Raw genomic sequence first — 23,596 nt, forward strand, 5'->3', positions numbered from 1 at the left:
TCTAGATCTTTGTTTTGTCGTATTTTTTGCGCGAGCCAGTGGCCGCCACGCTTGAAAATGCACTGGGACGAAAAGAAAAGATTGATATTCGTTTGAAAAATGGGCGGCACCCACACCAAGTTATCAAACAAGTATTTACCCCTATTATTTCTCTTTTATCCGTTTCTCTCGAAGTTGCGGGACCCTTTCAAGATTACGTCAACCTAGACCGAGTAGGCTCGGCCCTCTGAAGATCCCTGGATCGCGATAAAAAGAGCCACTCATGTCCTTGTCGCTTGTTCAACCGGCCGCCCCGGAGATTGCCTCCCCCTCACCGCTACGCGCGCCGGTGGCCCTCGCGGCGAAGGCCCCCGAATTGGCGGTGATCGTCCCGGTGTATAATGAAGCGGCAAATGTCGTCCGGCTCGTCGATGTCCTCGACGAGGCGCTTCAGGGGATCGCCTATGAGGTGGTGTTCGTCGACGATCACAGCCCCGACGGCACCGCCCATCTGGTTCGATTATTGGGTCGGGAGCGCCCCTATGTCCGCTGCGTCGAGCGGTTAGGACGCAAGGGGTTGGCCGGGGCCTGCGTCGAGGGGGTGATGGCCACAACCGCGCCGGTCGCCGTAGTCATCGATGGCGACCTTCAACACGATGAGCGCCTGATCCCTGATATGTTGCAGACCTTGCGGCGGGACAGCCTCGATCTGGTCGTTGGCTCCCGGTACGCCGAAGGCGGGAGCCTTGGGGTCTGGGAAGAGCATCGGGCAAAGGCATCGCGCCTGGCCACCCGCCTCGCCCGCGCCGCCACGGGGGTCGACCTGACCGACCCGATGAGTGGGTTTTTCATGGTGCGCACGGACAAGTTTCGGGACATCGCCCCGTCCCTGTCGACCAAAGGCTTTAAAGTCTTGCTCGACTTTTTCGCGTCCTGTGAGACCCCGCCGAAATTTGCCGAACTCGGCTATACTTTCCGAACCCGAGAAGCCGGAGAGAGCAAATTGTCCGGCGGCGTTGTTCTCGACTATATCGAACTGATGCTGGACAAAACCCTCGGCCGGTACGGTATCCCCGCCTCTTTTGTGATGTTCTGCGCTGTGGGAAGTATCGGCATTCTCGCCCATCTCGCCGTATTGTCGGCCCTTTATATGCTAGCAGGGGTCAGCTTCCTGACCGCGCAGCTGATTGCCACCGTCGCCGCGATGACGAGCAATTTCGTCCTCAATAACGAATTGACCTACCGTGATCGGCGGCTGCGAGGGTGGCGGCTGGTGCCTGGATGGGCAAGTTTTTGCCTCGCCTCCAGTATCGGCGCCACCGCGAATGTGGGGGTGGCGTCGTGGATCCATAATGGCGGCGGCACGGCTTGGTGGCTTTCTGCGGTGGCGGGGATCGCCGTCGGGGTCGTCTTCAATTACGTTGCAACGGCTATGGCGACGTGGCGACGCCCCTGACCAAGGCACAAGGCCAAGGGCCGGAAGCGACAAGTATGTCAGGGCAAAGCGGGCACCCCCCTGGGGCGCCCGTTTCGTTCGTTCAATGAGGGATGCTATGACGGCCACCGCGATCGATGAGACCGACCGATTCTCTCCCCGTTTCGACGATCGCGGATTGATTCCCGCCATCGCCGTCGAAGCCACCACGGGTCAGGTCCTGATGCTCGCCTATATGACAGCCGAGGCGATCGAGCGCACGCTGACAACGGGGGAGGTGCATTACTGGTCCCGTTCCCGGGGCGAACTTTGGCACAAGGGGGCCACCTCAGGACACACCCAGAAATTGGTCGAAATGCGCGTGGATTGCGATCAGGATACGGTGCTGGTTCGGGTCGAACAGAGCGGCCCTGCCTGTCACACCGGTCGGCCTGATTGCTTTTACCGTAAGGTGGAGGGGCCGCCCACCGCCCCCTCACTCAGCTTCGACGCGAACGCCCCCTCCCCTTGCCGTCAGACTGACCGGTCATGAAGCCCGCCTTTTTTGGCGATGGTCGGTCGCTTCTCTCCGTGGCGAGTGTGCTGGCGGCTCGGGTCGCGGGGGCCGCGGCGGGCTTCTTCGCCCTCGCCCTCGTGGCCCGATTGCTGAGCCCCGCCGAGACCGGCACGTTCCTTTTGATGCAGAGTGCCGTGAGCCTCGCGGCGCTGTTTGCCCTCGGCAATCTCGACGGGGCGGCGATCAGGATCCTTCCGGGGGCCGAGGAGACTCGCCCCGGCACGACCCATTTATTTTTGAAAACGCTCAGCCAAACCGCCATGATTGGGGTGCCCCTCGCCTTTATCGCAGTGAGTTTAGGGCTGTGGCTGACGACCCCCCTGACCCTGATCGGGGCCCTATGGGCGGGATGTGGTCTGCTGGGATTCGTCGCCCTCCGCTCCTCCGCGCGGGTGGCCCGCGCCCTCGGCGAAGTTCGGATTTCCTCAGCCATGCAGCTGGCCGGCCGGCCGATCCTGTTCTTCCTCTGTTTGAGTGTCACGGCTGCGATAGTCTTGATGGACCTGTCAGCGGCGGTGGCGGCCTTTGCCCTCGCCGCCATGATTGCCGGGCTTGGCCATATGACGATCACGGCCAAGCGCCTCCACCGTCGTCTCCGCTCGCCCCCCTTCGCCGGAGAGATCCGCCCCTGGCGAATGACGGGCCTTGCGCTCTTGATTACCGTCTTGCTCACCGAAGAGTACCCCAATACCGTCCTTTTCATTGCCAATTTCGCCCTCGACGAGGCAGCCCTCGGTGAATTGGGGGTCGCGTTGCGCCTGGCACTACTCGTCAAGATGGTGCCCGCCTCGGTGCTGATGGCGTTCGGTCCCCAGGTGGTGGCGGCGCTGAAGCGGAACGGCCCCACCGCGGCCAGCCCGATCGCCCTCACCGTGACGCGGATCTCCGCCACGGTGACGGCGGCGGCGGCCCTTGGCATGGCTCTTTGTGCCGTGCCCCTGCTCGGCTTGTTCGGCGAGACCTATTCCGCCGATCCCCTACCGTTGTTCACCCTGTTGACCGTACCGATCGCGAATGCGGTTTTCGGCCCGAATTTGCTGATCCTCGCCACGGCGGGAAAGAACCGGCGTCTGGTGACCCTCACCCTGCTCAATCTGGCGATCATGACCATTGCCGTCTTGACCGTCGCGCCCCACGGCCTGCTCGCCATCTCGATTGTCATCGCCGTCGCCTTCGTCCTGTGGGAAGTTACGCTTTATCTTGCGGCGCGCGAGACGACGGGGATCAATGCGTGGCTGCCGCGCGCCCTCGCTCCTCTTCCGAGAGCAGAACAACCGCCCAAAACAGAAGCGGCGCCAGAAGCAGCGCATCGAACATCTCAGCTTCCGTCAGGGTCCTGATCGCGATTACCGCGCCCAGGATGACCGGAAAGACATCCGCTCGCCCTTGGGTCCGCCACCATGTCTGCCCAATGGTCCAAACCCCTCTGAGAAAGACGCCGAGAAAGACCAGGACCCCGACCGCCCCAAGATGGACGGCAATCTCAAAATAGGCATTGTGAAAGCTGAATTGATGGTCGGGCTTATAAAACTGCTTGGCAAGGATCAGGGCCTGATCGTTATCGGCGGCCCAGAAATTTCCCGCCCCCACACCGAGGAGAGGGTGGTCAGCGATGACCTGCCGCGCCGCCTCCCAAAGGACGGTCCGTCCCGTGAGGGTCGCATCCTTGCCGAACAGGCCGAGAAGGTCGGCCAGCGGATCGATCCGCAGCCCGATAATGGCGAAGGTAGCCCCAAGGGCCAGAAGGAGGAAAACGCCGCTGACGATTACGGGGCGCGCGCCCCTGATCGCCGTCGCTGGACGCCAGACAACGGCAAGGCCAACCCCGAGAGGCACCGCCAGGGCCAGAAGAATGATTGAGGACGCCGAAAGGGATTGCACGATGAGAAACAGCGCAATGCCGGAAAGTCCCAAGGCGATCGGCTTGAAGACCGGACGATAGCCGGCCCCGACCATCACGGCGACGGCGGCGAGAACGACGAGAAGCATACGTTTGCCAAGGACATTCTTGGCCGGAAACAACCCGACCACCGCCTCGGCCCCGTGGGCGCCCCCCACCCACATGGTCTCCATCGACATCAGCGACCCAAGGGCCAGGGCCCCCTGACTGAAGAGAACCGCGATGGCGAGTTGGCGGATATCGAGCCGGATTGCCGCCGCCAGGGCCACAGTGACCATGACGGTCATCAGGATGCCATGGCGCAGAGCGGCACTGGCGCTGTCCGCCCAGATGGCGGAGGCCGCGGCGAGGGCGGGCAATATATAGACCCATCGATGGCGCCATGCCGCCGCCAAGAGGGGGCGGCCGATAAAGGCAAGATAGGCGAGCAGGAGGAGCGTGAAGGGCGCTCTGACCGGCTGCATCATCGGCATATTGAGCGGCAGAATGATGAACGCCGCCATCATCATGGCCTCATCCAGCAGGGTTCCCCGGCCCGGCTGGACCGCGAACCGAGATGGTCGATCAATATCGATAGGGTCTGAAACTGCGGACATCGACACGATGGCTGAGATCCCTCCGAGTAGTGGTGCCGTTGACGCTTTTCCTACACCTTACGTGTTAATGATGCGCGATGGCGAACCTGAAGACGGCGACAGAAAGGGCGGATCAGGCAGCGGTCCCCGACCCAGCGCCCCTCCCCCCCGAGGCGGGCGCGGCCACCGCCGCGGATGTGGTCCTCGCACGGGTGCTCGTCGTCGTGCCAACCCTGAACGAAGCGGCCAGGATCGAAGACTGCCTGCGATCGCTGATCCCCGATGCCGGGGCGGCTGAGGTCGTCGTCTATGACGGCGGCAGTACCGATGGCACCTGCGCCATTGTTGAGCGCCTGATCGCAGCCTTTCCCCATCTCAGCCTTCAGCACAATGACCGCGCGGTCCAGGCGGCGGCCGTCAATGCCGCCGCCCATGCCGCACCGGCTGACAGAGACATTCTGGTTCGCTGTGACGCCCATGCCCTCTACCCCCCCCATTATGTGCGTGACCTGGTCACGACCCTGATCGCCCGCGAGGTAGACAGTGTCGTCGTCCCGATGGACACCGTTCCGCGACCGGGCAGCGGACGCATTGAGCGGGCCATCGCCCTCAGCCTCGACAGCCCCTTGGGCGCCGGCGGGGCGCCGCATCGCGGAGGTCGTACATCCGGTTGGGTCGACCATGGTCATCATGCCGCCTTTCGGCGGGAGCGGTTCTTAGCGCTCGGCGGCTATGACCCCCGCTTTGCGGTCAATGAAGACGCCGAATTCGACACCCGCCTGGCCCGAGCGGGGGGGCGGATCTGGCTCGACGCGGATATCCGTGTGCGATATTTTCCCCGCCGGTCCTTGACCGCTCTCTGGCGGCAATATCATCGTTATGGGACCTATCGCGCGCGTCATGCACGGCTGCACCGAAGCCGCCTCAAGCTGCGCCAGCTCGGCCCGGCCCTGCATCCATTGGCACTCCTCGCCTCTTTATTGATGATGCCGATATCGCCCTGGCTCGCCGCGATCTACCCTGCGCTCTATCTGGGCCTTCTGGGCCTTGGGGCGCTAGGGTTAGGCATCAAGCACAAAGCGGCCGCCTGCCTGCTCTCGCCGCTAATCTTTGCCACGCTGCACATGGCCTGGGGAACAGGGTTCCTTGCGGGATGGCTCAGCCCCTGGGCAGACACCGAGACATCATGACTGTCGCCTTTTTCGGTCAGGAGGCCGGTGACCCCGCCGTACAAAGACGTATCGCAGCTCTGACGCGCTGTGGATGGTCCGTCGACGCCTATACCTTTCGCCGGGAGTCCGCAAAGGACCGGCCTTTTGAAAATGTCGATCTCGGACTCACCCATGATGGTCAATTCGTGCATCGCCTTGGGGCGATCATCCGCACTCCTCATCAATTGCGGCATGTCGATCGGCTCAAGGCCGCGGATATTTTCTGGGCCCGTAATCTTGACATGCTGGCCATCGCCGATCGCGTCCGACGGCGTGTTCGTCCGTCGGCGCCCCTGGTCTATGAGGCTCTCGATATTCACCGGCTCCTGACGACCTCCTCTCCCATCGGGCTTGCCTTGCGGGGGTGGGAGAGACAACTCTTGCGTCGAACGGCCCTCCTGATCGTGTCCTCCCCGGATTATGTCAGCGAGTATTTTGAGAAACGACAGGGCCGCGTGCCGCCCTGGGCCCTTATCGAAAACCGGCTTCCCCCGGCGGGCCTTCCCCCGCGCCCCCACCCCGACATATTGCGTCCCCAGGAGAAAAAAGAACGCCGCCCCCTCCGCCTGGTCTGGGCGGGAAAGCTTCGATGCGAGCGATCCTTTGCGCTCCTGCGCCACATCGCGACGACACCGCCGACGCCCCTGCATGTCGATATTTGGGGACGGACCAGCACCGACCGCCTGACCGATCTCGATCAGATCGCCGCTGCGACCCCGCACATGACCTTCCATGGTCCTTACGCCGGGGCCGAAGGGCTTTCGCGCGTATACGGCAATGCGGACCTTGTCTGGGTCAATGATTATCTTGAAAGTCGTCCGGGGGGCGCGGCCGCCACCAATTCGGCCTGGCAATTACCAAACCGGCTCTATGAGGGGGGCTATTTCGGGGCGGTGCCGGTGGCGGTGGCGAATACGGCCAGCGGCCGGTTTGTGAAGGCGCACGATATCGGCTTTGTGATCGAGGAACCGACGGAGGCAAGTTTACCGGCCCTGTTAGGGGCGCTCAGCCATGCCGATATCGACGCGAAGAGACGCCGCCTGCTCGCCGCGCCGCGATCCGTATTCGTCGACGATGACACCCCCTTGCGGGCCGCCATGGAAAAGATTGCCCCATGACCCTCCCCCTTCTCGTCGGGGTCTGCACTTTCCGCCGACCCTTTTTGATCGAAACCGTCAGAAGCCTTGCCGCCCAGAGCCGACGCCCGGACCGGGTCATCATTATCGACAATGACGATCAATCGACGGCCGAGAAGATCGTCGATGCTGCGCGGGATGAAACGGGCCTCGACCTCTTCTACCGCCATGTCCCTGGCCGCAATATTGCCCTTGCCCGTAACGCGATCCTCGATGCCGCTGGGGACGCCCGCCTCGCCATGCTCGACGATGACGAAATAGCCGACGCTGAGTGGCTGGCTCAGCTCGAAATCGCGATGAGCAAGGGGGCAGACGCCGTTTTCGGCCCGAGCATCGCCGTCTATCCCGAAAACGCGCCCGATTGGATGGGGCACCTTTCCCCCCATAGCCAATGGCCCCCACAAAAAGGCGGGAGGCTGACCAGCGGTCATACCGCCAATGTTCTGATGGATACGACGGCCCCGGTCCTCGCGAACCGGCGGTTCGACCCCGCCTATGGTCGCCGGGGGGGGAGCGACGCGGTCTTTTTCGAGGCCGCCCTGCGGGAGGGGGCGCGGTTTCATCTTGTGGCCGATGCCCGCGTTTACGAACCGGTGATCGCCCAGCGACTGTCCACCCGGTGGCTCTATCGCCGACGGATCAAGGCGGGCATCACCATCGGTCTGAGTACCCCGGGGCGCCGCTCTCGGCGCGCTGTGCTGGCCATGGGCAAGAGTGCTTATTGTTTTGGCCGGGCAGCCCTTGCCATCGGCGACCCCGTCGCGCGTCACCGCCACGGCCTCCGCGGCGCTTTGCATGTCGGGGTCTTGCGAGGGACGCTCGGCCTCTCAGGCGCAGATTATTACGGGAAAGCCCCCGTGTGAGCCCCCCATCCGCGTGAACCGTCCATGACCCCCGTCACAGAGGGTTCACATCTCCCACCTTCCCAAAGCGTGCAAGCTGGGGCAAGGTTTCCCAGATTTTCGTATGCGGGTCGGGTGGGGTGGTGATGGCCAGATCGCTTGAGAGAGAAGTGCGTTTTGGAGGGCCCGGCGGCGCCATCCTCAATATGGTGCTGTTCCTGGGCGTTGTCGTGGCCGTCGCCTATTGGCTTTCCCCCCTCTCTCCCCAACCGAATGAGCTGTTGGTCACGAGCTTTTCCGCCAATCCCTATCTTAACGGTCTGATCCTGCTCGTGCTTGCGGTGGGCATCGTCTATAATTTCCGGCAGGCGGTGATTATCGATCCCGCCATCCGGTGGGTCCGCTCCTTCAGAGCATCGGTCGACCCTTCCCGCACCCGCCTGCCGCGCCCCCCTGCCCTGATCGGCGCCATGGCGCGGATCCTTCTCGATGCGGACGAGCGCGGCGGGCGCCTCACCCAGGCTTCGTCGCGGGCGATCCTCGATTCGATCGGCACCCGGATCGACGAGGGCCGAGAGTTCGGTCGCTATGCCGGGAATCTTCTGGTGTTTCTCGGACTGCTCGGGACGTTCTGGGGGCTGTTACAGACGGTGACGGATGTATCCGCCGTCATTTCCTCCCTCGGGGCCTCCACCGGCGGGGATAGCGCGACGGCCGTGACGTCCTTGATCAACAATCTCAATGAGCCGCTCTCAGGCATGAACACGGCCTTCTCCTCCTCGCTGTTCGGGTTGGGCGGCAGTCTGATCCTTGGCTTTCTCGACATCCAGGCGGGTCAGGCACAAAACCGTTTCTATAGTGATCTCGAAGACTGGCTCTCCGGTATCACCGAGAGCACGACCGGCAGCGCGGGCGAGGGTCGGGCGCACTTTACCGCTAGTGCCGATCTCATCGAGCCGCTGACCCAGGCCCTCACCGCCCTGGCCGAAGCGCAGAATGACAGTGCCGCTGCGGTGCGCGAGGAAATCCGTGAGCTAGGGCGGACCTTGCTTCAAGGCGACGATCGCAGACCGAGGCGATAGGGGGCGGTCATGAGTCGACGCCGGTCCTATACGCAAGGGGCAAATATCTGGCCGGGCTTTGTCGACGGGCTATCGACATTGCTCCTTGTGCTGATGTTCGTCCTGTCGATCTTTGTCGTCGCTCAATTCTATCTTGGCGAACAACTGACCCGCAATCAGCAATTGATCTCAGAACAGGATGATGCCCTGACGCGATTGCGGGCCGAACTGGCGCGCCTATCCAATGATCTCAGCTTGGCCCGGGCCGAAGCGGCGAGCCTCTCGGAAGACAATGCGGCCCTTCAACTCGATCTTGAGGTCCTACAGGACACCATCGCTGAAAAAGATGCTCAGATCGCCTCCCTCGGCTCCTCAGTCGCCGCCTCCGCGGAGGAACTCGAAGTCGAACGGGCCTTGAGCGAGGAGCAAAAAGCGGAGATTGCGACACTAAACGCACAACTCGCCGCCCTGCGCCGCCAATTGGCCAGCCTGCAAGAGGCCCTTGAGGCCGCCGAGGCCAAGGATGTCGAGCAACAGGCGCAGATCGAAAACCTCTCCCAGCGTCTCAATGCGGCCCTCGCACGGCGCGTCAATGAACTGGCCAGGGTTCGCTCGGATTTCCTTGAGCAACTGGCCGCAGCGCTGGAGGGGCGCCCCGGATTTCGACGCGACGGCGACCGCTATATCGTTGAGGGCGACGTCTTGTTCGGATCATGCTCCACCGAGTTGACCCCCGCGGCCCGCGACGTTCTTAGAACCGTTGCCGCCGCCATTAACGATGTGCGCCGCGATCTCGATACGGATTATGAATGGGTTCTGCGGGTCGACGGACACGCGGACCAAGTCCCCCTTGGGGCCGCCTGTCGAGCGCTGTTCGACAGTAATTTGCAGCTCTCCACCAGACGCGCTTTGTCCGTAGTCGAATTTTTAAGCTCCCAAGGGGTTCCCGCCGATCGATTGGTCGCCGCCGGCTTCGGCGATGCCTACCCCCTGGTCGCGGGACGAGACCCTGCCTCTCTCGCGCAGAACCGGCGGATCGAGTTCAAACTGACCGAGCGCTAGGACGTCTTGGGCGGACACGCCTCCGCATCCGATGTCAGAGGGTCCGATACATGACGAGGGCGTCCACCGCGCCCTTAGTGGGGTGCATAAAAGCGCCGGGCAGCCGACCGACAATGGCAAACCCATGCTGCGACCAGAGATGCACCGCCTGCGTATTGCTCGACACCACGAAATTGAATTGCATCGCGGTAAACCCGGCGAGACGCGCCTGGCGGAGAGAGTGCGTGCAGAGAGCCGAGGCGATCCCCTTCCCCCTCGCCCCTTCAGCGACGATATATCCGCAATTGGCGACATGATCACCGCCGCCCTGGTGATTGGCCCGCAGATAATAGGTTCCAACCGTCTCCCTCTCCCCTGTGGCGAGGAACACTTGCCGCCCCTCCCCTTGCCAATAGGCGATCGCGGCCTCGGACGACATGTGACGCGGCAAGGGATAGGTCTCTCCCGCGCGAATCACAGGCATCAGTAAGCGCGCCAGGTCCGCGTCGTCCCCCCGTTTCGCTCGCCGAATGGTCAGTCCACTGTCATTCTTCATCAGCCACGAAAAAGGGGCGGTCGCAGCCGCCCCTGATCCCTTATTGTCCGCCGCCGGGGCGGAGAGAGCACACTGTCCCTAAACGAAGTTCCACGCCTCCGCCTCGGCAAGGAGCGGATTATCACTAAGGCCGTCGGGGAGGTCGAAACCGTCGACCACCACCACATTTTCGATATCTTCGATGGAGATTTTGAGGTCCTGAAGGGTCAAGGTCCCCTCATTATAGGCATCCGCTTTCTCGGAGCTGAGGCGCAAGACCAGCGTATCATTGCCTTCACCGCCAAAGGCCAGAAGGCGCTCGAAAATACTACGTCTCGCGAACAAATCCTGATCGGTATAGATGAAGATGTCATCGCCCTCATCACCGAACATGGTGTCAAAGCCCGACCCTTTGATCAGGATATCGTTACCGAGGCCACCGCGGACGACGTCCCAGCCGTCATTGTCGACCAGCACATCATTCCCATCATCCCCGTACAGAGAATCTGTACCCGAGCCGCCGGAAATGAGATCGTTGCCGCCCCCGCCGAGGATTTCATCGTTTCCAGTGCCGCCAAGCACCATATCGTCACCAAGGCCGAGATCAACGAAATCCCGTCCTTCCCGGGCGACGACGAAATCGTCACCGTCCGTGCCGACCAGGTCGTCACGTCCCAGCGTTCCAACGATATTCTCGGCAGTCAGGGTCTCCAGCATAGTCTGCACAAGAATTTTCTGTGCCGCCTCGCTGGGATGGATCGGATCGACAAAGGCGATTTGATCCAGCGGCACGCCCCGCACCGGCTTGTTGATCGCATCCCCAAACAAGGTCACCGGGATAATGCCTGTGTAGAAACCAAAGGTGGTATAGTCAGCGGTCAGCTCCTGCTGGAACAGGGCCACGTCGAAGACTTCGATATTGATGCCAAGGCTGGTTTCGAGGGCGTCTTCGGACTGGAACAATAGCTCATTATAAAAGTCGACCCCAGCGGAGTTCGCCGCCTTACCATTCGCACTGGCCAAGCTGCCGAGCAGCGTCTCACTGACCTTCGGGATGGTGTAAAGGAAGACCGTTCCAACGCCGAGATCGGCGAGGATCGACACCTGATCGACGATCGAATCGAACACCTCAACGGCGAAGTCCTGTCCCACCTGTTCCGCTTCGGCGCGGGTGATATTGCCCATCCCCGGAATGATGTTCCGGGTCAGCTCGTTCCCCAGATCGTTGATACCGGTCAACATGGACACCGCCACATTGGAGAGGTCCTGCCCCGGCTCCAGCGTATCGAGGAACCAGGCCACCTGACCGGGCAGGTCGACCCGGTCATCAGCATAGGGATTGGTGGGATCGATCTCGACGCTCGCAGCCTCTTGGGCCAGCTGCTGCCACGACCGATCAATCGAGGCCCGGGACGCGGTCACGCCGAAATTTTCCGCCGAGCCGCCGGCCACGCCATTGGTGAGCTCATCGAGGGATTTGGTGTCGATCCCCAACTCGTCGGTCAGGCCCAATTCGTAGGCGAAATAGTCGGCATAATTATAGCCGTCGCTGAACCGTCCCTCTGAATAAACAAGCTCTGACTGGATCTGCAACGGCACGTCCGTCGCTTCGCGGTAGTTCGACTGGATGCCGTTATCCGTCAGGCTGTCCCCGAAAAAGACAATCTTTCCAAAACTCGGAAGTGGCGACATGACTCGTGTTCCCTATTTTATTTGCCGTGTTTCTCATTGAAGAGAGACCAAGCAAAAAAGTGGCCTTTTTCCCCGTCGCGTTGACATAATTTTAAGAGTGCGGCGGGCGGTTCTTTTCGGGCATACCAAGGGGCCGTAAGCCAATTCTTGTCAATATGTTAACGCCGATTGCCTGCGTTATACATGCTTAAGGATGTATTATCGACACAGATGCGGCGTCTGAGGGCAGCGGAAAGGCGCATTCCGCCCCGTCCTGGCGGCTTGCCGCGGCGCCGTGGCTGTGTATAACGCGGCCATTCGCGGTGGTGCACCGGACGGTGCGGCAGACATGAAGGAGAGGCGCGTCGATCGAAACGGGTTTTTCTGACCATCTGTCGTTCCCGTTCTCTGCGCCATTTTCTGAAACCGCCCGATGCTTTCCCCGCGAATAGGCCAGGGCCAACCGTCGAGGTGTTCATGTCCTCGACCTTTGAGAAGCCATTTTGTCTGAAATTGACACATTCAACCCCTCCCGTGACGAGTTTGCCGAGATGTTCGAGGCATCGGTCGTCGATCGGGAAACCTTCGAACAAACGGTGGTCAAAGGGACCATCACAGCCATCGAAAAAGACGTTGCGATTGTCGATGTCGGTCTGAAGACCGAGGGGCGTGTGCCCTTGCGTGAATTCGGTGACCCATCGAAAGACCCGGTGGCCGTCGGCGATCAGGTCGATGTGTTTATCGACCGGATCGAAAATGCCCATGGCGAAGCGGTGATCAGCCGTGACCGCGCCCGCCGTGAAGAGGCGTGGGAACGCCTTGAACACAATTTCGAGGATGACGACCGGGTCGAAGGCGTCATTTTCAACCGCGTCAAAGGCGGATTCACCGTCGACCTTGGCGGGGCCGTGGCGTTCCTGCCCGGCAGTCAGGTCGACATCCGCCCGGTACGGGATGCCGGCCCGCTGATGAATATCCCCCAGCCCTTCAAGATTTTGAAGATGGACAAACGCCGGGGCAATATCGTGGTCTCGCGTCGCTCCGTCCTCGAAGAGGATCGGGCCGAACATCGCCAGGAGGTCGTGCGCGACCTCAATGAGGGCGACGAGCGGGATGGCGTGGTGAAGAACATCACCGATTACGGCGCATTCGTCGAATTGGCGCCGGGCGTCGATGGCTTGCTTCACGTGACCGACATGAGCTGGAGCCGGGTCAACCACCCCTCCGAAGTTCTCAATGTCAACGACACGGTCTCGGTGAAGATCATCAAGATCAATCCGGAAACCTCGCGTATCTCCCTCGGCATGAAGCAGCTTCAGCCTGATCCCTGGGACGGTGTCGCGGCGAAATATCCGATTGGCGGCAAATTCCACGGCAAGGTCACGAACATCACCGATTACGGGGCGTTCGTTGAGCTGGAAGACGGCATCGAAGGGCTCGTCCACGTGTCCGAGATGTCTTGGGTCAAGAAGAACGTCCCCCCCAGTTCCATCGTCTCTTCCGGTCAGGAAGTCGATGTCATGGTGCTTGAGGTCGACGAGCAGAAGCGCCGGGTGTCCCTCGGCCTGAAGCAGACCTTGTCCAATCCGTGGGAGAGCTTTGCCGAGAAGCATCCGATCGGCTCCATCGTCGAAGGCGAAGTCAAGAACATCACCGAATTCGGTCTGTTCATTGGGATCGACGACGATATGGACGGGATGGTCCACCTCTCCGATCTCGACTGGGATCGCCAGGGCGATGATGCCATCCGCGACTATCAAAAGGGCGATATGGTCAAGGCCAAGGTCCTGGATGTCGATCCGGACAAGGAGCGTATTTCCCTTGGGATCAAGCAGGTGGCCAACGATCCGATGGACGCCATTGCCGAGCTCAATCGCGGTGATGACGTGACCTGCACGGTGACGGCCGTCGAAAATGGCGGCATCGAGGTTCGGGTGGGCAGCGATGGGGGGCCGAAGGCCTTTATCCGCAAGTCAGACCTCAGCCGTGATCGGAACGAGCAGCGTCCTGAGCGGTTCGCCGTCGGCGACAAGATCGATGCGCGCGTGATCGCGCTCGATCCGCAATCCCGCCGTCTGTCCCTGTCGATCAAGGCGCGGGAGATTGCCGAGGAGAAAGAGGCGGTCGAACAATTCGGCTCCGCCGATTCAGGCGCCTCTCTCGGCGACATTCTCGGGGCCGCCCTCAAGGATACCGAAGACGCGGGTTAATGCAGCGCCCCTCATCTCGGTAATCAATTTGCCCCCGGAGGATCACCTCCGGGGGTTTTTTGTGGCCGCGGAAAGCCGAGAGGGGGTCAGCCCCCTCCCCGGGCGGTTAGCTGCGCTGGTCCGGCACATCGAAGCGGTCGAGCATCATCACCTTGGTCCATGCCTTCACAAAGTCGGCGATAAAGGTCTTCTCGCCATCGGCCTGGGCATAGATCTCGGCCACGGCGCGAAGTTGGGCGTTTGAGCCGAAGACCAGATCAACCCGGCTTCCCCGCCAGCGCTCCTGACCGCTCGCCCGGTCGGTCCCGATAAATTCCTTCTGCTCATCGGAGACCGCCTTCCACGCCGTCTCCATATCGAGAAGATTGACGAAGAAATCAGTGCTGAGGACGCCGGGCCGGTCCGTGAAGACCCCGTCGGCTTTCCCCCCCTGGTTCGCACCGAGCACCCGGAGGCCACCGATCAGCACGGTCATCTCGGGGATTGAGAGGCTCAGCAGGCGCGCCCTGTCCAGCAGCATTTCCTCGGCGGGAACCGTCGCCTCGGCATGGACATAGTTCCGGAAGCCATCGGCCGCCGGTTCCAATACGTCGAAGGACGCCGCATCGGTTTGGGCGTCCGTGGCATCCGTCCGCCCCGGGACAAAGGGCACATCGATCCTGTGACCCGCATCCAGCGCCGCCTTTTCAACGGCGGCCACGCCGCCAAGGACGATGAGGTCGGCGAGGGACACCTTTTTGCCACCCTGTTGCTGGCTATTGAAATCACTCTTGACCCCCTCAAGGGTCGTCAGCACGCGCGCTAACCGCTCGGGATCATTCACCGCCCAGTCTTTTTGTGGGGTCAACCGGATACGGGCGCCGTTCGCGCCCCCCCTTTTATCGGAGTCGCGATAGCTGGAAGCGGCCGACCACGCGACGAAAACCAGGTCGGACACGGAAATACCGGCACCCAGAATCGCCTGTTTCAACGCCGAAATATCCGCCGCCTCGATGAGGGGATGATCGACGGCCGGCACCGGATCCTGCCAGATTAGATCTTCCTCAGGCACTTCTGGGCCTAGATACCGCGATTTCGGCCCCATATCGCGGTGGGTCAGCTTGAACCACGCCTTGGCAAAGGCCAGGGCAAAAGCCTCCGGGTCCTGATGAAACTTCCGAGAAATGCGCTCATAGGCCGGATCGACCTTCATCGATAGATCCGTGGTCAGCATCATCGTGGGCACGCGCTTGCCCGCCTCATGCGCGTCAGGGGCCAGATCCTTTTCCTGAACCCCCTTGGGCGCATATTGCCAATGGCCCGCCGGGCTCTTGGTCAGCTCCCAATCATAGCCGAAGAGCATATCGAAATACCCTTGGTCCCAGGTGGTGGGATCGGGAGTCCAGGCGCCTTCGAGACCGCTGGTCATGGTGTGGCCGCCATGGCCGGTGCCCGTGGCATTGGTCCAGCCAAAGCCTTGGGCGGCGATGTCGGCCCCCTCGGGCTCGGCCCCGATCTGCGCATTGGCGGCGCCGTGGCATTTGCCGAAGGTATGGCCGCCCGCCACCAGCGCGACGGTTTCTTCGTCATTCATCGCCATGCGGGCAAAGGTCACCCGGATATCGTGGGCCGCCTTCGCCGGGTCGGGTTCGCCGCTCGGCCCTTCGGGATTGACATAGATCAGCCCCATATTGCTGGCCGCCAGGGGCTCCTCAAGATACCGGTCACCGGAGTAGCGATCGTCCTCACCGAGCCATTCCGCTTCGGTGCCCCAATAAACATCGTTCTCCGGTTCGAAAATATCCTCGCGACCGCCGGCGAAGCCGTAGGTTTTAAACCCCATGGACTCAAGCGCCACATTCCCCGTCAGCACCAAGAGGTCCGCCCAGGACAGGGCGTTGCCGTATTTCTGCTTGATCGGCCAAAGCAGCCGACGCGCCTTGTCCAGATTGGCATTATCCGGCCAGGAATTGAGTGGGGCAAAGCGCTGGGCCCCGGCCGAGGCCCCCCCGCGCCCGTCGGACATGCGATAGGTGCCGGCGGCGTGCCACGCCATGCGAATGAAAAACGGACCGTAATGACCGTAATCCGCCGGCCACCAGTCCTTCGAGTCCGTCATCAACGCATGAAGATCGGCCTTCACGGCTTTCAGATCCAGGCTTTCAAACGCCTTGGCGTAGTTGAAGCCAGGCTCCATCGGGCTCGGGCTCTTGCCGTTCTGGGTCAGAATGGACAGGTCGAGGGCCTTGGGCCACCAATCCTTATTTTTCCGGCCACGCATACTGACTTGCCCGTGAAGAACTGGGCAGCGAGCTTCTCCATCCATCGGTCTTCTCCCTAGACGTTTGTCATCAAGCTATTGCTTGCCGGAGAGAGAGTAGAGCGAATTTCGTCGATTTCACCCATCGGCCGCCCCGATACCCCCCGCCCCTCCCCCCTACGGGTCGCGCAAGGACGGGAGGAGAGCGGGATCGTCAGCGTTTCTTGTCGACGTAAGGGTTGTCGCCTTTTCGCAGGAAGAGCCGCACCGGCACAGCGTCAATACCGAACGCTTCCCTGATGCCGCCGACGAGATATCTCTTATAGCTTTCGGGAAGGTAATCCGCCCGCTGACAATGGGCCATAAAGGTTGGGGGGCGCGTGTTCACCTGGGCGATGAAACGGATCTTGATCCGTCTCCCCCCCACCGCCGGGGGCGGGTGTTTGGCGACGGCGGCGGCGAGCCAGGTATTGAGATCAGAGGTCCGCACCTGGGCATTCCAGTCGCGATAGACCTTCACGACATGGGGCATGAACCGATCGATGCCGCGCCCCGTCTTGGCACTCAACAGGACGACCGGCGCGCCGGGGGCCTGGGGCAACAGACGCCCCGCCATCTCCCGCAGCGCCCTTGCCGCCTCATCCTTGTCGTCGATGAGGTCCCATTTATTCGCGACGATGACGAGGGCGCGTCCTTCCTTCAGGGCGAGGTCGGCGATCTGTAGGTCCTGCTTTTCGAAGGGCTGGGTTGCATCGATCAGGAGGGCCACGACCTCGGCGAAGCGGATCGCCCTCAACGTATCGCCGACGGATAATTTTTCTAACTTGTCCTGTACCTTGGCCCGGCGCCTCAGGCCCGCCGTATCGAACAGTTTGACAGGCCAGTCCCGGTCATCGGCGACATAGCGCCATTCGGCCGAAATCGTATCGCGGGTAATGCCTGCCTCAGGCCCGGTCAGCACACGATCCTCGCCGAGCAGCTGGTTGACGAGGGTCGACTTCCCCGCATTGGGCCGGCCGACAATTGCCAATCGCAACGGCTTGCGCGGATCGTCCCAGGCCAGCGTTTCCGCTTCTTCCTTAATCTGATGATCGATCCCACTCTCGGCGAGTTTCGAGATCACCGCCTGATAGAGGTCCGCCATGCCTTCGCCATGCTCAGCCGAAATGGGCACGGGGTCGCCGAGACCGAGGCGATAGGCCTCATAGGCCCCTTCCTCGCCGCGTCCTTCGGTCTTGTTCGCCACGACGATGACCGGACGGCCCGCCGACCTGAGCATCTGCGCGAGTTCTTCGTCTTGCGCCGTCACCCCCGCCCGCGCATCGATCAAGAAGAGGCTGAGATCGGCAAGGCCGATGGCCTTTTCGGTGCCTGCCCGCATTCGCGCCTGGAGGCTTCCCTGCTGCGCCTCCTCAAGGCCCGCCGTGTCGATCAATGTCAGGTCGAGATCGCCGAAAGTCGCCTCGATCTCTCGACGGTCGCGGGTCACCCCCGGCTCATCATGCACGAGGGCCAGTTTGCGCCCGGCAAGACGATTAAAGAGCGTCGATTTCCCGACATTGGGTCGACCGATGATGGCAAGTCTGATGCGCATCCCTGTGCGCTTAGGCGTCCTGCCGGGGGCGTGCAAATCCCTTGAGGGCGGGGGGCCTTTTCGGCCGGCGGTCCAGCGCCTAAGGCCGTGAGCCTATGGCCGCTCCCCTCCTCACCCTTTCCGATGTCCACCTGTCCCTCGGCGGCAAGGATCTCTTCACCGGCGCCGACCTGCAAGTCGGGGAGCGCGATCGCATCGCCGTGGTGGGCCGCAACGGCACGGGGAAGTCGACCTTTTTGAAGATAGCCGCCGGGCTGATGGAGGCCGATCGCGGCGACCGGACGGTGCGTGGCGGGGTGAGCTTGCGCTATTTAGAGCAGGATCCCGACCTCTCCGGCTTCGCCAGCATCGATGATGCGGTCCGGGACGGTCTTGGCCCCGCCGACGAGGCTGGGGCCATTCCCGGCCTGCTCGCGGTGCTCGACTTAGACCCTACACGCTCGCCCAAGGGGCTCTCGGGCGGTGAAGCCCGGCGGGTGGCGATCGCCCGTGCCCTGGCCCCGGGACCCGATCTTTTACTTCTCGACGAGCCGACCAACCACCTCGACCTGCCCACCATCACCTGGCTTGAGGAGAGCCTGATCCGAAGCCGGGCAGCTTTGGTTGTGATCAGCCACGACCGCCGATTTCTCTCCACACTGACGACCCGGACCGTGTGGATCGATCGGGGCGTGACCCGCAACCTCGATGAAGGGTTCTCCAGCTTCGAGGCCTGGAGGGATCAGGTCTATGCCGAAGAGGAACGCGACGCGCACAAACTGTCCCGCCAGATCGTGCGCGAAGAACACTGGCTGCGTTACGGGGTCACGGCTCGTCGGAAACGCAATGTCCGACGCCTTGGCGATCTCCACGCCTTGAGGGAAAAGCGACGCACCCTGTCCCGTCCCCAAGGCAGTGTGACCATGACGGCCGCCCAAGCCGAGGACAGCGGAAAGAAAGTCGTCGAAACGACAGCGCTCTGTTTCCGCTATGATGGTCGATCGCTGGTCGAGGGCCTGGATCTCAAGCTTCACCGCGGGGATCGCCTCGGCATTGTGGGGCCGAACGGGGCGGGCAAAACCACCTTGCTCAAATTGTTGACGGGCGCCCTCGCCCCCGACGAGGGCAGTGTCACCCATGGCACAAAGCTCGATATTATCGGCCTCGATCAGCAGCGCGCCGGGTTGAAGGACGGGACCGTCGTGCTTGATGCCCTGACCGGCGGCCGAGGAGACAGCATTTCCGTCGGCGGCGAACAACGGCACGCTGTGGGCTATCTCAAGGATTTCCTGTTCACCCCCGATCAGGCCCGCCAGCCCGTCGGCGCCCTGTCCGGCGGGGAGCGTGGGCGATTGGCCCTCGCCATCGCCCTGGCCCAGCCCTCGAATTTATTGATCCTCGACGAGCCGACAAACGACCTCGACCTCGAAACCCTCGATGTCCTCGAAGACACGCTGGCGAGTTATACCGGCACCTTGCTGCTGGTCAGCCACGACCGGGATTTCCTCGACCGGATCGTCACGGCGATCCTCGCCCCCTCCCCTGCCGCCGATGGGCAATGGATCCTCTATGCCGGCGGCTATGACGATATGATCCGTGCACAGCGGCGTGTCGGGGCTGCGGAGGCGGTGGACACCTCTTCAACACCCTCCCGCGCCTCAAGCAACGCCGCAGCACAGGGCGCCGCCGATCGCCGAACGCAGCGGCAATCAAAATTGTCGTACAAGGACCAACTGGCCCTCGATCAATTGCCAGGGAAGATGGCGGCGCTGGAGGGGGAGATTGCCGCCCTTCAGAAGACCCTCGATGACCCGTCTCTTTTTACGAAAGACCGTTCGGCCTTCGACAAAGCCTCAACGGCCCTGGCCGCGGCGGAAGCGGCCCTGAGTGAGGCGGAGGATCAATGGTTGACCCTGGAGGAGCGGCGAGAGGCCCTTGCGGCGGAGGCCGAGTGATCCCTTTCGCCGTGAGCGGCCCTGCCGTGACAGGGGCCCGCCAAAGAAAAGGTGGCCCTGGCGAAGCCGAGCCACCTTCTCATCCCCCCAGGCGGGATAAAGCCTTAAAAGTCGTACCCAACCGCCACGGTCAAACTGTCGCCATCAAGATCGTCGATGTCATATTTTGTATAATCTGCGCGAAGATAGAAATTCGACTGAAGACGATATTCACCACCAAAACCAAGGGCGACCCCACCGCCGCTTTCGGTATCGTCAATTGAACCGGCTTCGAAACCGACCTCAGCCTGAATCAAGCCAAATCGTCCGAAGACCGTAAATTCAGGAGATAGAGGATATTCCCCGCGAAGATAACCGGCGAAGGCGTAGTTGAGATTGACGTCAACGCCCGCGACCTCATCGTCTCCTAAACCGAAGGAAAGCTCGCCCTCCACCGAGAGGTAAGGGCTGATGGCCGCGCCGAGCCGGCCCGTCAGCACTTCAAGATCGATACTGTCTTCCGAAATGAAGGGCAGGTCGTCTTCGATATCGATACTGAGGAAATTAAGGCCCAGCTCTCCATACCGGGTGAGTTGGGTTGAGCCCGCATATTGCGCACTCGCCACCATCGGCAGGGCGGCAACACCGCAAGCGAGCGCAGAGAGGACAAAGGATTTCATGGAGCACTCTCATGTTAGTGCCGGACCCATTCCGACACATATCCAGGCGATCTGATCAGAGCTTGGCCCCGAGGGTCAGCGTGTATTGATCAGTATCTGAATCTTCGATGTCATAGCGAACATAGTCGGCCCGCAGATAGAACGGATCGAGGACCGCGACACTGGCCCCGATACCATAAGCGAAGCCTTCTTCGTTCTCGGTCTCTTCAAACCCAACAGCTTCGGCCTTGAGGGCGACGGTCGCGCCGCCGAGGCGGGCATGGACGCTCAGCCGCTCGCTGATGGGGTAGGAAATCCGCAGGAAGCCGGCGAGGGAGTATTCCTGGCTGACCACGACCTCCCTGCCCGCAATGACGTCTTCCTCATCATCGAGGCCGAGGACGGATTCCCCTTCGAGCGCCAGAAACTGACCGAAATTCAACCCGAGACGCGCCACAACGCCGCCGAATTCGGCATCATTGGTCCGACCATTTATCTCAGCCCAGCTATAACCGGCCTCAAGATAGGCGTCATAATTGTCGGTAACGGATTGCGCAGCCGCCGATGATCCAGCAATGGCCGATGAACCAAAGGTCACAAGAGCCAGTCCTGCAAGGATAGATGGTGAACGCATGACTTTTGAACGCATGACTTTTTTTCCTCCCTGCCGCCTCCGTGTTTCCAAAAAAGGACGCAAGGCAGCAACTTGTCGGCAACGACTCAATTCCCGTGCCAGTATTAACGATTTAGAAAGGAAAACCCTGACGAGGAAAGGCTTTTCTCTATTTTTTCCGTCGAAGTTTTTGAGAAATCCCAGATCTTGCCCACCGAACACCTGGCTTGTGCCAAAGTGGAACAGACAACGGACATACCAGGGAGAAAAAAGTGGCAGTCCCTAGGGGAATCGAACCCCTCTTTCCAGGTTGAAAACCTGGCGTCCTAACCGATAGACGAAGGGACCGCGGACGGCGCCGGGCCGGAACCGGACGTATAAGCATCGCGCTGGGGCGTTGCAATAGTTTTCCGCCCCCCAAACCGCGTTCGGCGCGTCGCCCTCTAAAGGCTCAAGCGTCCTTCACCACCGCGCCATCCTCCAGGTGAATCTGCGCGGCATTGCCGCCCCGATACTCATCCGGCTTGATGCGGCCCGCCAGGTGCAGTCGCTGCCCGGCCCGGCCCGCCTCGAGGAGATCGCCGAGAGGCTGCCCGACACAACCAAAGGCAATACCGCGCGCCCGGCCTCCAGTGTCGTCGGCCAGGGTGACGGCCATGTGCTTGTCCTTGAGAACACGCAGCTCCCGCACAGATATATCGGCCAGGGCAAAACGCGGCTCGGGATTGCCATTGCCAAAGGGAGCCGCCTGAAGCAGGCCGTCATGGAGGCTGCGCGTGATCCCCGTGGGGGCGACTATCCCGTCGAGGCTGAGGACACGATCGGCCTGCGCCGCGGCAATGGCCTCGCCCAGACGCGCGTCCAGAAACGCCCGCAGCTCGCCAAGCCCGTCCCGCCGCACCGTCAACCCCGCCGCCATGGGGTGGCCGCCGCCACCGAGTAAGAGGCCCGCCTCCACCGCAGCACCGATGGCCGCCCCCAGATCGACCCCCGGCAAGGACCGTCCCGATCCCTTTCCCTCCTCCCCCGCAAGGGAGATCACGAGGGCGGGACGGCCAAAGCGTTCCTTGAGCCGTCCGGCCACGATACCAATGACCCCCGGATGCCACCCCTCACCGGCGACAACCAAGGGCAAGGGGGCGTCGCGGTCGCCCTGGTCCTCCGCGGCTTTGCACGCCTCCTCCAGGACCGCGGCTTCGACCCCCTGACGAATACCGTTGAGATCGGACAGCTCCGCCGCGAGGGCCGCCGCCTTGACCGGATCGTCGGTGGTAAGGAGGTCGAAGGCCGTCATGGCATGGCCGATGCGCCCGGCCGCATTGATACGGGGGCCGATCGCATAACCGAAATGGGCGGCCGCCGCCGGCCCTTTGGCCCCGGCCTCGGCGGCCAAGGCCCTGATCCCCTGATTGCCCGACCCGGCTCCTTCGATATGCCCAAGAAGGGCAAGCCCCTGGCGGGTCAGGGTCCGCCCAAGGCCCTTCAGCGGCATGACATCGCACACCAAGCTCAGCGCCACGAGATCGAGCAGTCGAAGGAGGTCGGGGGGGGGCCGATCGGCGAAGAATCCGCGCTCGCGTAAGGTCCGATTGAGCGCCACGAGCGTCAAAAAGGTGACGCCCCCGGCCGACAGCATCGTCAATCCCGACAGACAATCGGGCCGGTTGGGATTGACCACCGCCACCGCCGTCGGGGCAGGCAAGGACATCAAGTGATGATCCACGACGATGACCTCGAGCCCCTCTTCTGCCGCGGCTGCCAAGACGCCATGGGCCGTAGCGCCGCAATCGAGGGTGACGATGAGCGAGGCCCCCTTCTCTTTCATCGCGAGGAAGGCGGGCAGGTTGGGCCCATATCCCTCCGATTGACGATTGGGCAGGTGAATGAGCGGGGCGGCCCCCACCGCGCGGAGATAGCGCGCCATGATGGCCGAGGACGTCGTCCCATCGACATCGAAGTCCCCGAAAAGGCCAATGGTTTCACCGGCGATGATCGCATCGGCAAGGCGCGCCGCAGCGGTATCCATCCCCTTGAGGCAGGAGGGGTCGGGCAGATCATCGCGGAGCCGGGGGGACAGCCAAGCGGCGGCCAGATCCGGCGTTACCTGGCGGGCCGCCACCACTTCGCTCAGCAAGGGATCTATGTCCAGCCGCTGGGCAATCGTCTCGGCGGCGCGCGCGTCGAAGGCACGGCGGCGCCAACGCCGCCCCGTCACCGATCGGGTGACCCCGAGAAAGGCGGTCTCGACGAGGTGATCGTCGGAGCTCAAGGGAGTTGTCGACATGCCTCCTTTATGTGCGCCCTGCGACGCTCCACCGGAAGGGGCCGCCGCCCCCCGCTTTTCCCCAAATGCCCGCTTTTCCCCACACCCCCGTGTTTCCCCACGCCCCCGCTTTTCCCCACGCCATGGACAATCCGCCCCGCAG

18 protein-coding genes and 1 tRNA gene are annotated in these 23,596 nt (G+C 62.2%); 10 read left to right on the plus strand and 9 right to left on the minus strand.

Annotation, left to right across the window (positions count from 1 at the left end; genetic code table 11):
• The first annotated feature begins 262 nt into the window (after positions 1–262).
• From PB2503_RS01165 to PB2503_RS14470, 3 genes are all read left to right on the plus strand, one after another.
• The gene (locus PB2503_RS01165) at positions 263–1,435 is read left to right on the plus strand and encodes a glycosyltransferase family 2 protein (protein ID WP_013299380.1); all 1,173 of its coding nucleotides are present in this window, start codon (positions 263–265) and stop codon (positions 1,433–1,435) included.
• 97 nt (positions 1,436–1,532) lie between these two features.
• Positions 1,533–1,946, plus strand: coding sequence for a phosphoribosyl-AMP cyclohydrolase (hisI, locus tag PB2503_RS01170; RefSeq protein WP_013299381.1), 414 nt, complete (start codon positions 1,533–1,535; stop codon positions 1,944–1,946).
• Positions 1,943–3,310 (plus strand): lipopolysaccharide biosynthesis protein, encoded by a 1,368-nt coding sequence (locus PB2503_RS14470; RefSeq protein ID WP_013299382.1) that lies wholly within the window; start codon positions 1,943–1,945, stop codon positions 3,308–3,310. The genes hisI and PB2503_RS14470 overlap by 4 nt, the downstream gene beginning before the upstream one ends.
• Here PB2503_RS14470 and PB2503_RS14210 read toward each other — a convergent pair.
• Positions 3,195–4,466 (minus strand): O-antigen ligase family protein, encoded by a 1,272-nt coding sequence (locus PB2503_RS14210; protein ID WP_083810922.1) that lies wholly within the window; start codon positions 4,464–4,466, stop codon positions 3,195–3,197. The genes PB2503_RS14470 and PB2503_RS14210 overlap by 116 nt on opposite strands.
• A gap of 77 nt (positions 4,467–4,543) precedes the next feature.
• Between PB2503_RS14210 and PB2503_RS01190 the strand changes: the two genes are divergently transcribed.
• The 5 genes from PB2503_RS01190 (at position 4,544) to PB2503_RS01210 (ending at position 9,757) form a co-directional block, all read left to right on the plus strand.
• Positions 4,544–5,635, plus strand: coding sequence for a glycosyltransferase family 2 protein (locus tag PB2503_RS01190; protein WP_013299385.1), 1,092 nt, complete (start codon positions 4,544–4,546; stop codon positions 5,633–5,635).
• Entirely contained in the window at positions 5,632–6,774 is a 1,143-nt protein-coding gene (locus PB2503_RS01195) for a glycosyltransferase succinoglycan biosynthesis protein ExoL (protein WP_013299386.1), read from the plus strand. Before PB2503_RS01190 ends, PB2503_RS01195 begins: the two co-directional genes overlap by 4 nt.
• Positions 6,771–7,655 (plus strand): glycosyltransferase family A protein, encoded by an 885-nt coding sequence (locus tag PB2503_RS01200; protein ID WP_013299387.1) that lies wholly within the window; start codon positions 6,771–6,773, stop codon positions 7,653–7,655. The genes PB2503_RS01195 and PB2503_RS01200 overlap by 4 nt, the downstream gene beginning before the upstream one ends.
• A 125-nt stretch (positions 7,656–7,780) precedes the next feature.
• Positions 7,781–8,716, plus strand: coding sequence for a hypothetical protein (locus PB2503_RS01205; protein ID WP_148235148.1), 936 nt, complete (start codon positions 7,781–7,783; stop codon positions 8,714–8,716).
• Positions 8,717–8,725: 9 nt separating this feature from the next.
• Positions 8,726–9,757, plus strand: a complete 1,032-nt coding sequence (locus PB2503_RS01210; protein WP_013299389.1) for a peptidoglycan -binding protein — start codon at positions 8,726–8,728, stop codon at positions 9,755–9,757.
• A gap of 34 nt (positions 9,758–9,791) precedes the next feature.
• On the opposite strand, the gene PB2503_RS01215 is transcribed toward PB2503_RS01210, so the two are convergent.
• On the minus strand, positions 9,792–10,292 hold the full coding sequence (locus PB2503_RS01215; RefSeq protein WP_013299390.1) for a GNAT family N-acetyltransferase: 501 nt from the start codon (positions 10,290–10,292) through the stop codon (positions 9,792–9,794).
• 78 nt (positions 10,293–10,370) lie between these two features.
• The gene (locus tag PB2503_RS13665) at positions 10,371–11,963 is read right to left on the minus strand and encodes an SGNH/GDSL hydrolase family protein (protein ID WP_013299391.1); all 1,593 of its coding nucleotides are present in this window, start codon (positions 11,961–11,963) and stop codon (positions 10,371–10,373) included.
• Between the two features lie 482 nt (positions 11,964–12,445).
• On the opposite strand from PB2503_RS13665, the gene rpsA reads away from it, so the two are divergent.
• Positions 12,446–14,152, plus strand: coding sequence for a 30S ribosomal protein S1 (rpsA, locus tag PB2503_RS01225; protein WP_013299392.1), 1,707 nt, complete (start codon positions 12,446–12,448; stop codon positions 14,150–14,152).
• A 106-nt stretch (positions 14,153–14,258) separates the two neighbouring features.
• Here rpsA and katG read toward each other — a convergent pair whose 3' ends face one another.
• The gene (katG, locus tag PB2503_RS01230; protein ID WP_041534848.1) at positions 14,259–16,457 is read right to left on the minus strand and encodes a catalase/peroxidase HPI; all 2,199 of its coding nucleotides are present in this window, start codon (positions 16,455–16,457) and stop codon (positions 14,259–14,261) included.
• A 148-nt stretch (positions 16,458–16,605) separates the two neighbouring features.
• Complete coding sequence (gene der, locus PB2503_RS01235) at positions 16,606–17,985, minus strand: ribosome biogenesis GTPase Der (RefSeq protein WP_013299394.1); 1,380 nt, start codon at positions 17,983–17,985, stop codon at positions 16,606–16,608.
• A gap of 95 nt (positions 17,986–18,080) precedes the next feature.
• Here der and PB2503_RS01240 point away from each other — a divergent pair, with 95 nt between their 5' ends.
• Positions 18,081–19,919, plus strand: a complete 1,839-nt coding sequence (locus PB2503_RS01240) for an ABC-F family ATP-binding cassette domain-containing protein (protein WP_013299395.1) — start codon at positions 18,081–18,083, stop codon at positions 19,917–19,919.
• A 104-nt stretch (positions 19,920–20,023) separates the two neighbouring features.
• On the opposite strand, the gene PB2503_RS01245 is transcribed toward PB2503_RS01240, so the two are convergent.
• The 4 genes from PB2503_RS01245 to recJ all read right to left on the minus strand — a co-directional run bounded on the left by PB2503_RS01245 (position 20,024) and on the right by recJ (position 23,454).
• On the minus strand, positions 20,024–20,578 hold the full coding sequence (locus tag PB2503_RS01245) for a porin family protein (protein WP_013299396.1): 555 nt from the start codon (positions 20,576–20,578) through the stop codon (positions 20,024–20,026).
• A 55-nt stretch (positions 20,579–20,633) separates the two neighbouring features.
• Positions 20,634–21,206: a porin family protein gene (locus PB2503_RS01250; RefSeq protein WP_013299397.1), complete on the minus strand. Its 573-nt coding sequence runs from the start codon at positions 21,204–21,206 to the stop codon at positions 20,634–20,636.
• Positions 21,207–21,443: 237 nt separating this feature from the next.
• Positions 21,444–21,518, minus strand: a tRNA-Glu gene (locus tag PB2503_RS01255).
• A gap of 103 nt (positions 21,519–21,621) precedes the next feature.
• Positions 21,622–23,454, minus strand: a complete 1,833-nt coding sequence (recJ, locus tag PB2503_RS01260; protein ID WP_013299398.1) for a single-stranded-DNA-specific exonuclease RecJ — start codon at positions 23,452–23,454, stop codon at positions 21,622–21,624.
• Between the last annotated feature and the right edge of the window lie 142 nt (positions 23,455–23,596).

The organism is Parvularcula bermudensis HTCC2503 (genome assembly GCF_000152825.2).
Classification (GTDB): Bacteria; Pseudomonadota; Alphaproteobacteria; order Caulobacterales; family Parvularculaceae; genus Parvularcula; species Parvularcula bermudensis.

Bases quoted from the DNA above. Each gene is read 5' to 3' on its own strand.
- PB2503_RS01165 (WP_013299380.1), top strand. From the start codon at position 263: ATGTCCTTGTCGCTTGTTCAACCGGCCGCCCCGGAGATTGCCTCCCCC.
- hisI (WP_013299381.1), top strand. From the start codon at position 1,533: ATGACGGCCACCGCGATCGATGAGACCGACCGATTCTCTCCCCGTTTC.
- PB2503_RS14470 (WP_013299382.1), top strand. From the start codon at position 1,943: ATGAAGCCCGCCTTTTTTGGCGATGGTCGGTCGCTTCTCTCCGTGGCG.
- PB2503_RS14210 (WP_083810922.1), bottom strand. From the start codon at position 4,466: ATGTCCGCAGTTTCAGACCCTATCGATATTGATCGACCATCTCGGTTC.
- PB2503_RS01190 (WP_013299385.1), top strand. From the start codon at position 4,544: ATGGCGAACCTGAAGACGGCGACAGAAAGGGCGGATCAGGCAGCGGTC.
- PB2503_RS01195 (WP_013299386.1), top strand. From the start codon at position 5,632: ATGACTGTCGCCTTTTTCGGTCAGGAGGCCGGTGACCCCGCCGTACAA.
- PB2503_RS01200 (WP_013299387.1), top strand. From the start codon at position 6,771: ATGACCCTCCCCCTTCTCGTCGGGGTCTGCACTTTCCGCCGACCCTTT.
- PB2503_RS01205 (WP_148235148.1), top strand. From the start codon at position 7,781: ATGGCCAGATCGCTTGAGAGAGAAGTGCGTTTTGGAGGGCCCGGCGGC.
- PB2503_RS01210 (WP_013299389.1), top strand. From the start codon at position 8,726: ATGAGTCGACGCCGGTCCTATACGCAAGGGGCAAATATCTGGCCGGGC.
- PB2503_RS01215 (WP_013299390.1), bottom strand. From the start codon at position 10,292: ATGAAGAATGACAGTGGACTGACCATTCGGCGAGCGAAACGGGGGGAC.
- PB2503_RS13665 (WP_013299391.1), bottom strand. From the start codon at position 11,963: ATGTCGCCACTTCCGAGTTTTGGAAAGATTGTCTTTTTCGGGGACAGC.
- katG (WP_041534848.1), bottom strand. From the start codon at position 16,457: ATGGATGGAGAAGCTCGCTGCCCAGTTCTTCACGGGCAAGTCAGTATG.
- der (WP_013299394.1), bottom strand. From the start codon at position 17,985: ATGCGCATCAGACTTGCCATCATCGGTCGACCCAATGTCGGGAAATCG.
- PB2503_RS01240 (WP_013299395.1), top strand. From the start codon at position 18,081: ATGGCCGCTCCCCTCCTCACCCTTTCCGATGTCCACCTGTCCCTCGGC.
- PB2503_RS01245 (WP_013299396.1), bottom strand. From the start codon at position 20,578: ATGAAATCCTTTGTCCTCTCTGCGCTCGCTTGCGGTGTTGCCGCCCTG.
- PB2503_RS01250 (WP_013299397.1), bottom strand. From the start codon at position 21,206: ATGCGTTCAAAAGTCATGCGTTCACCATCTATCCTTGCAGGACTGGCT.
- recJ (WP_013299398.1), bottom strand. From the start codon at position 23,454: ATGTCGACAACTCCCTTGAGCTCCGACGATCACCTCGTCGAGACCGCC.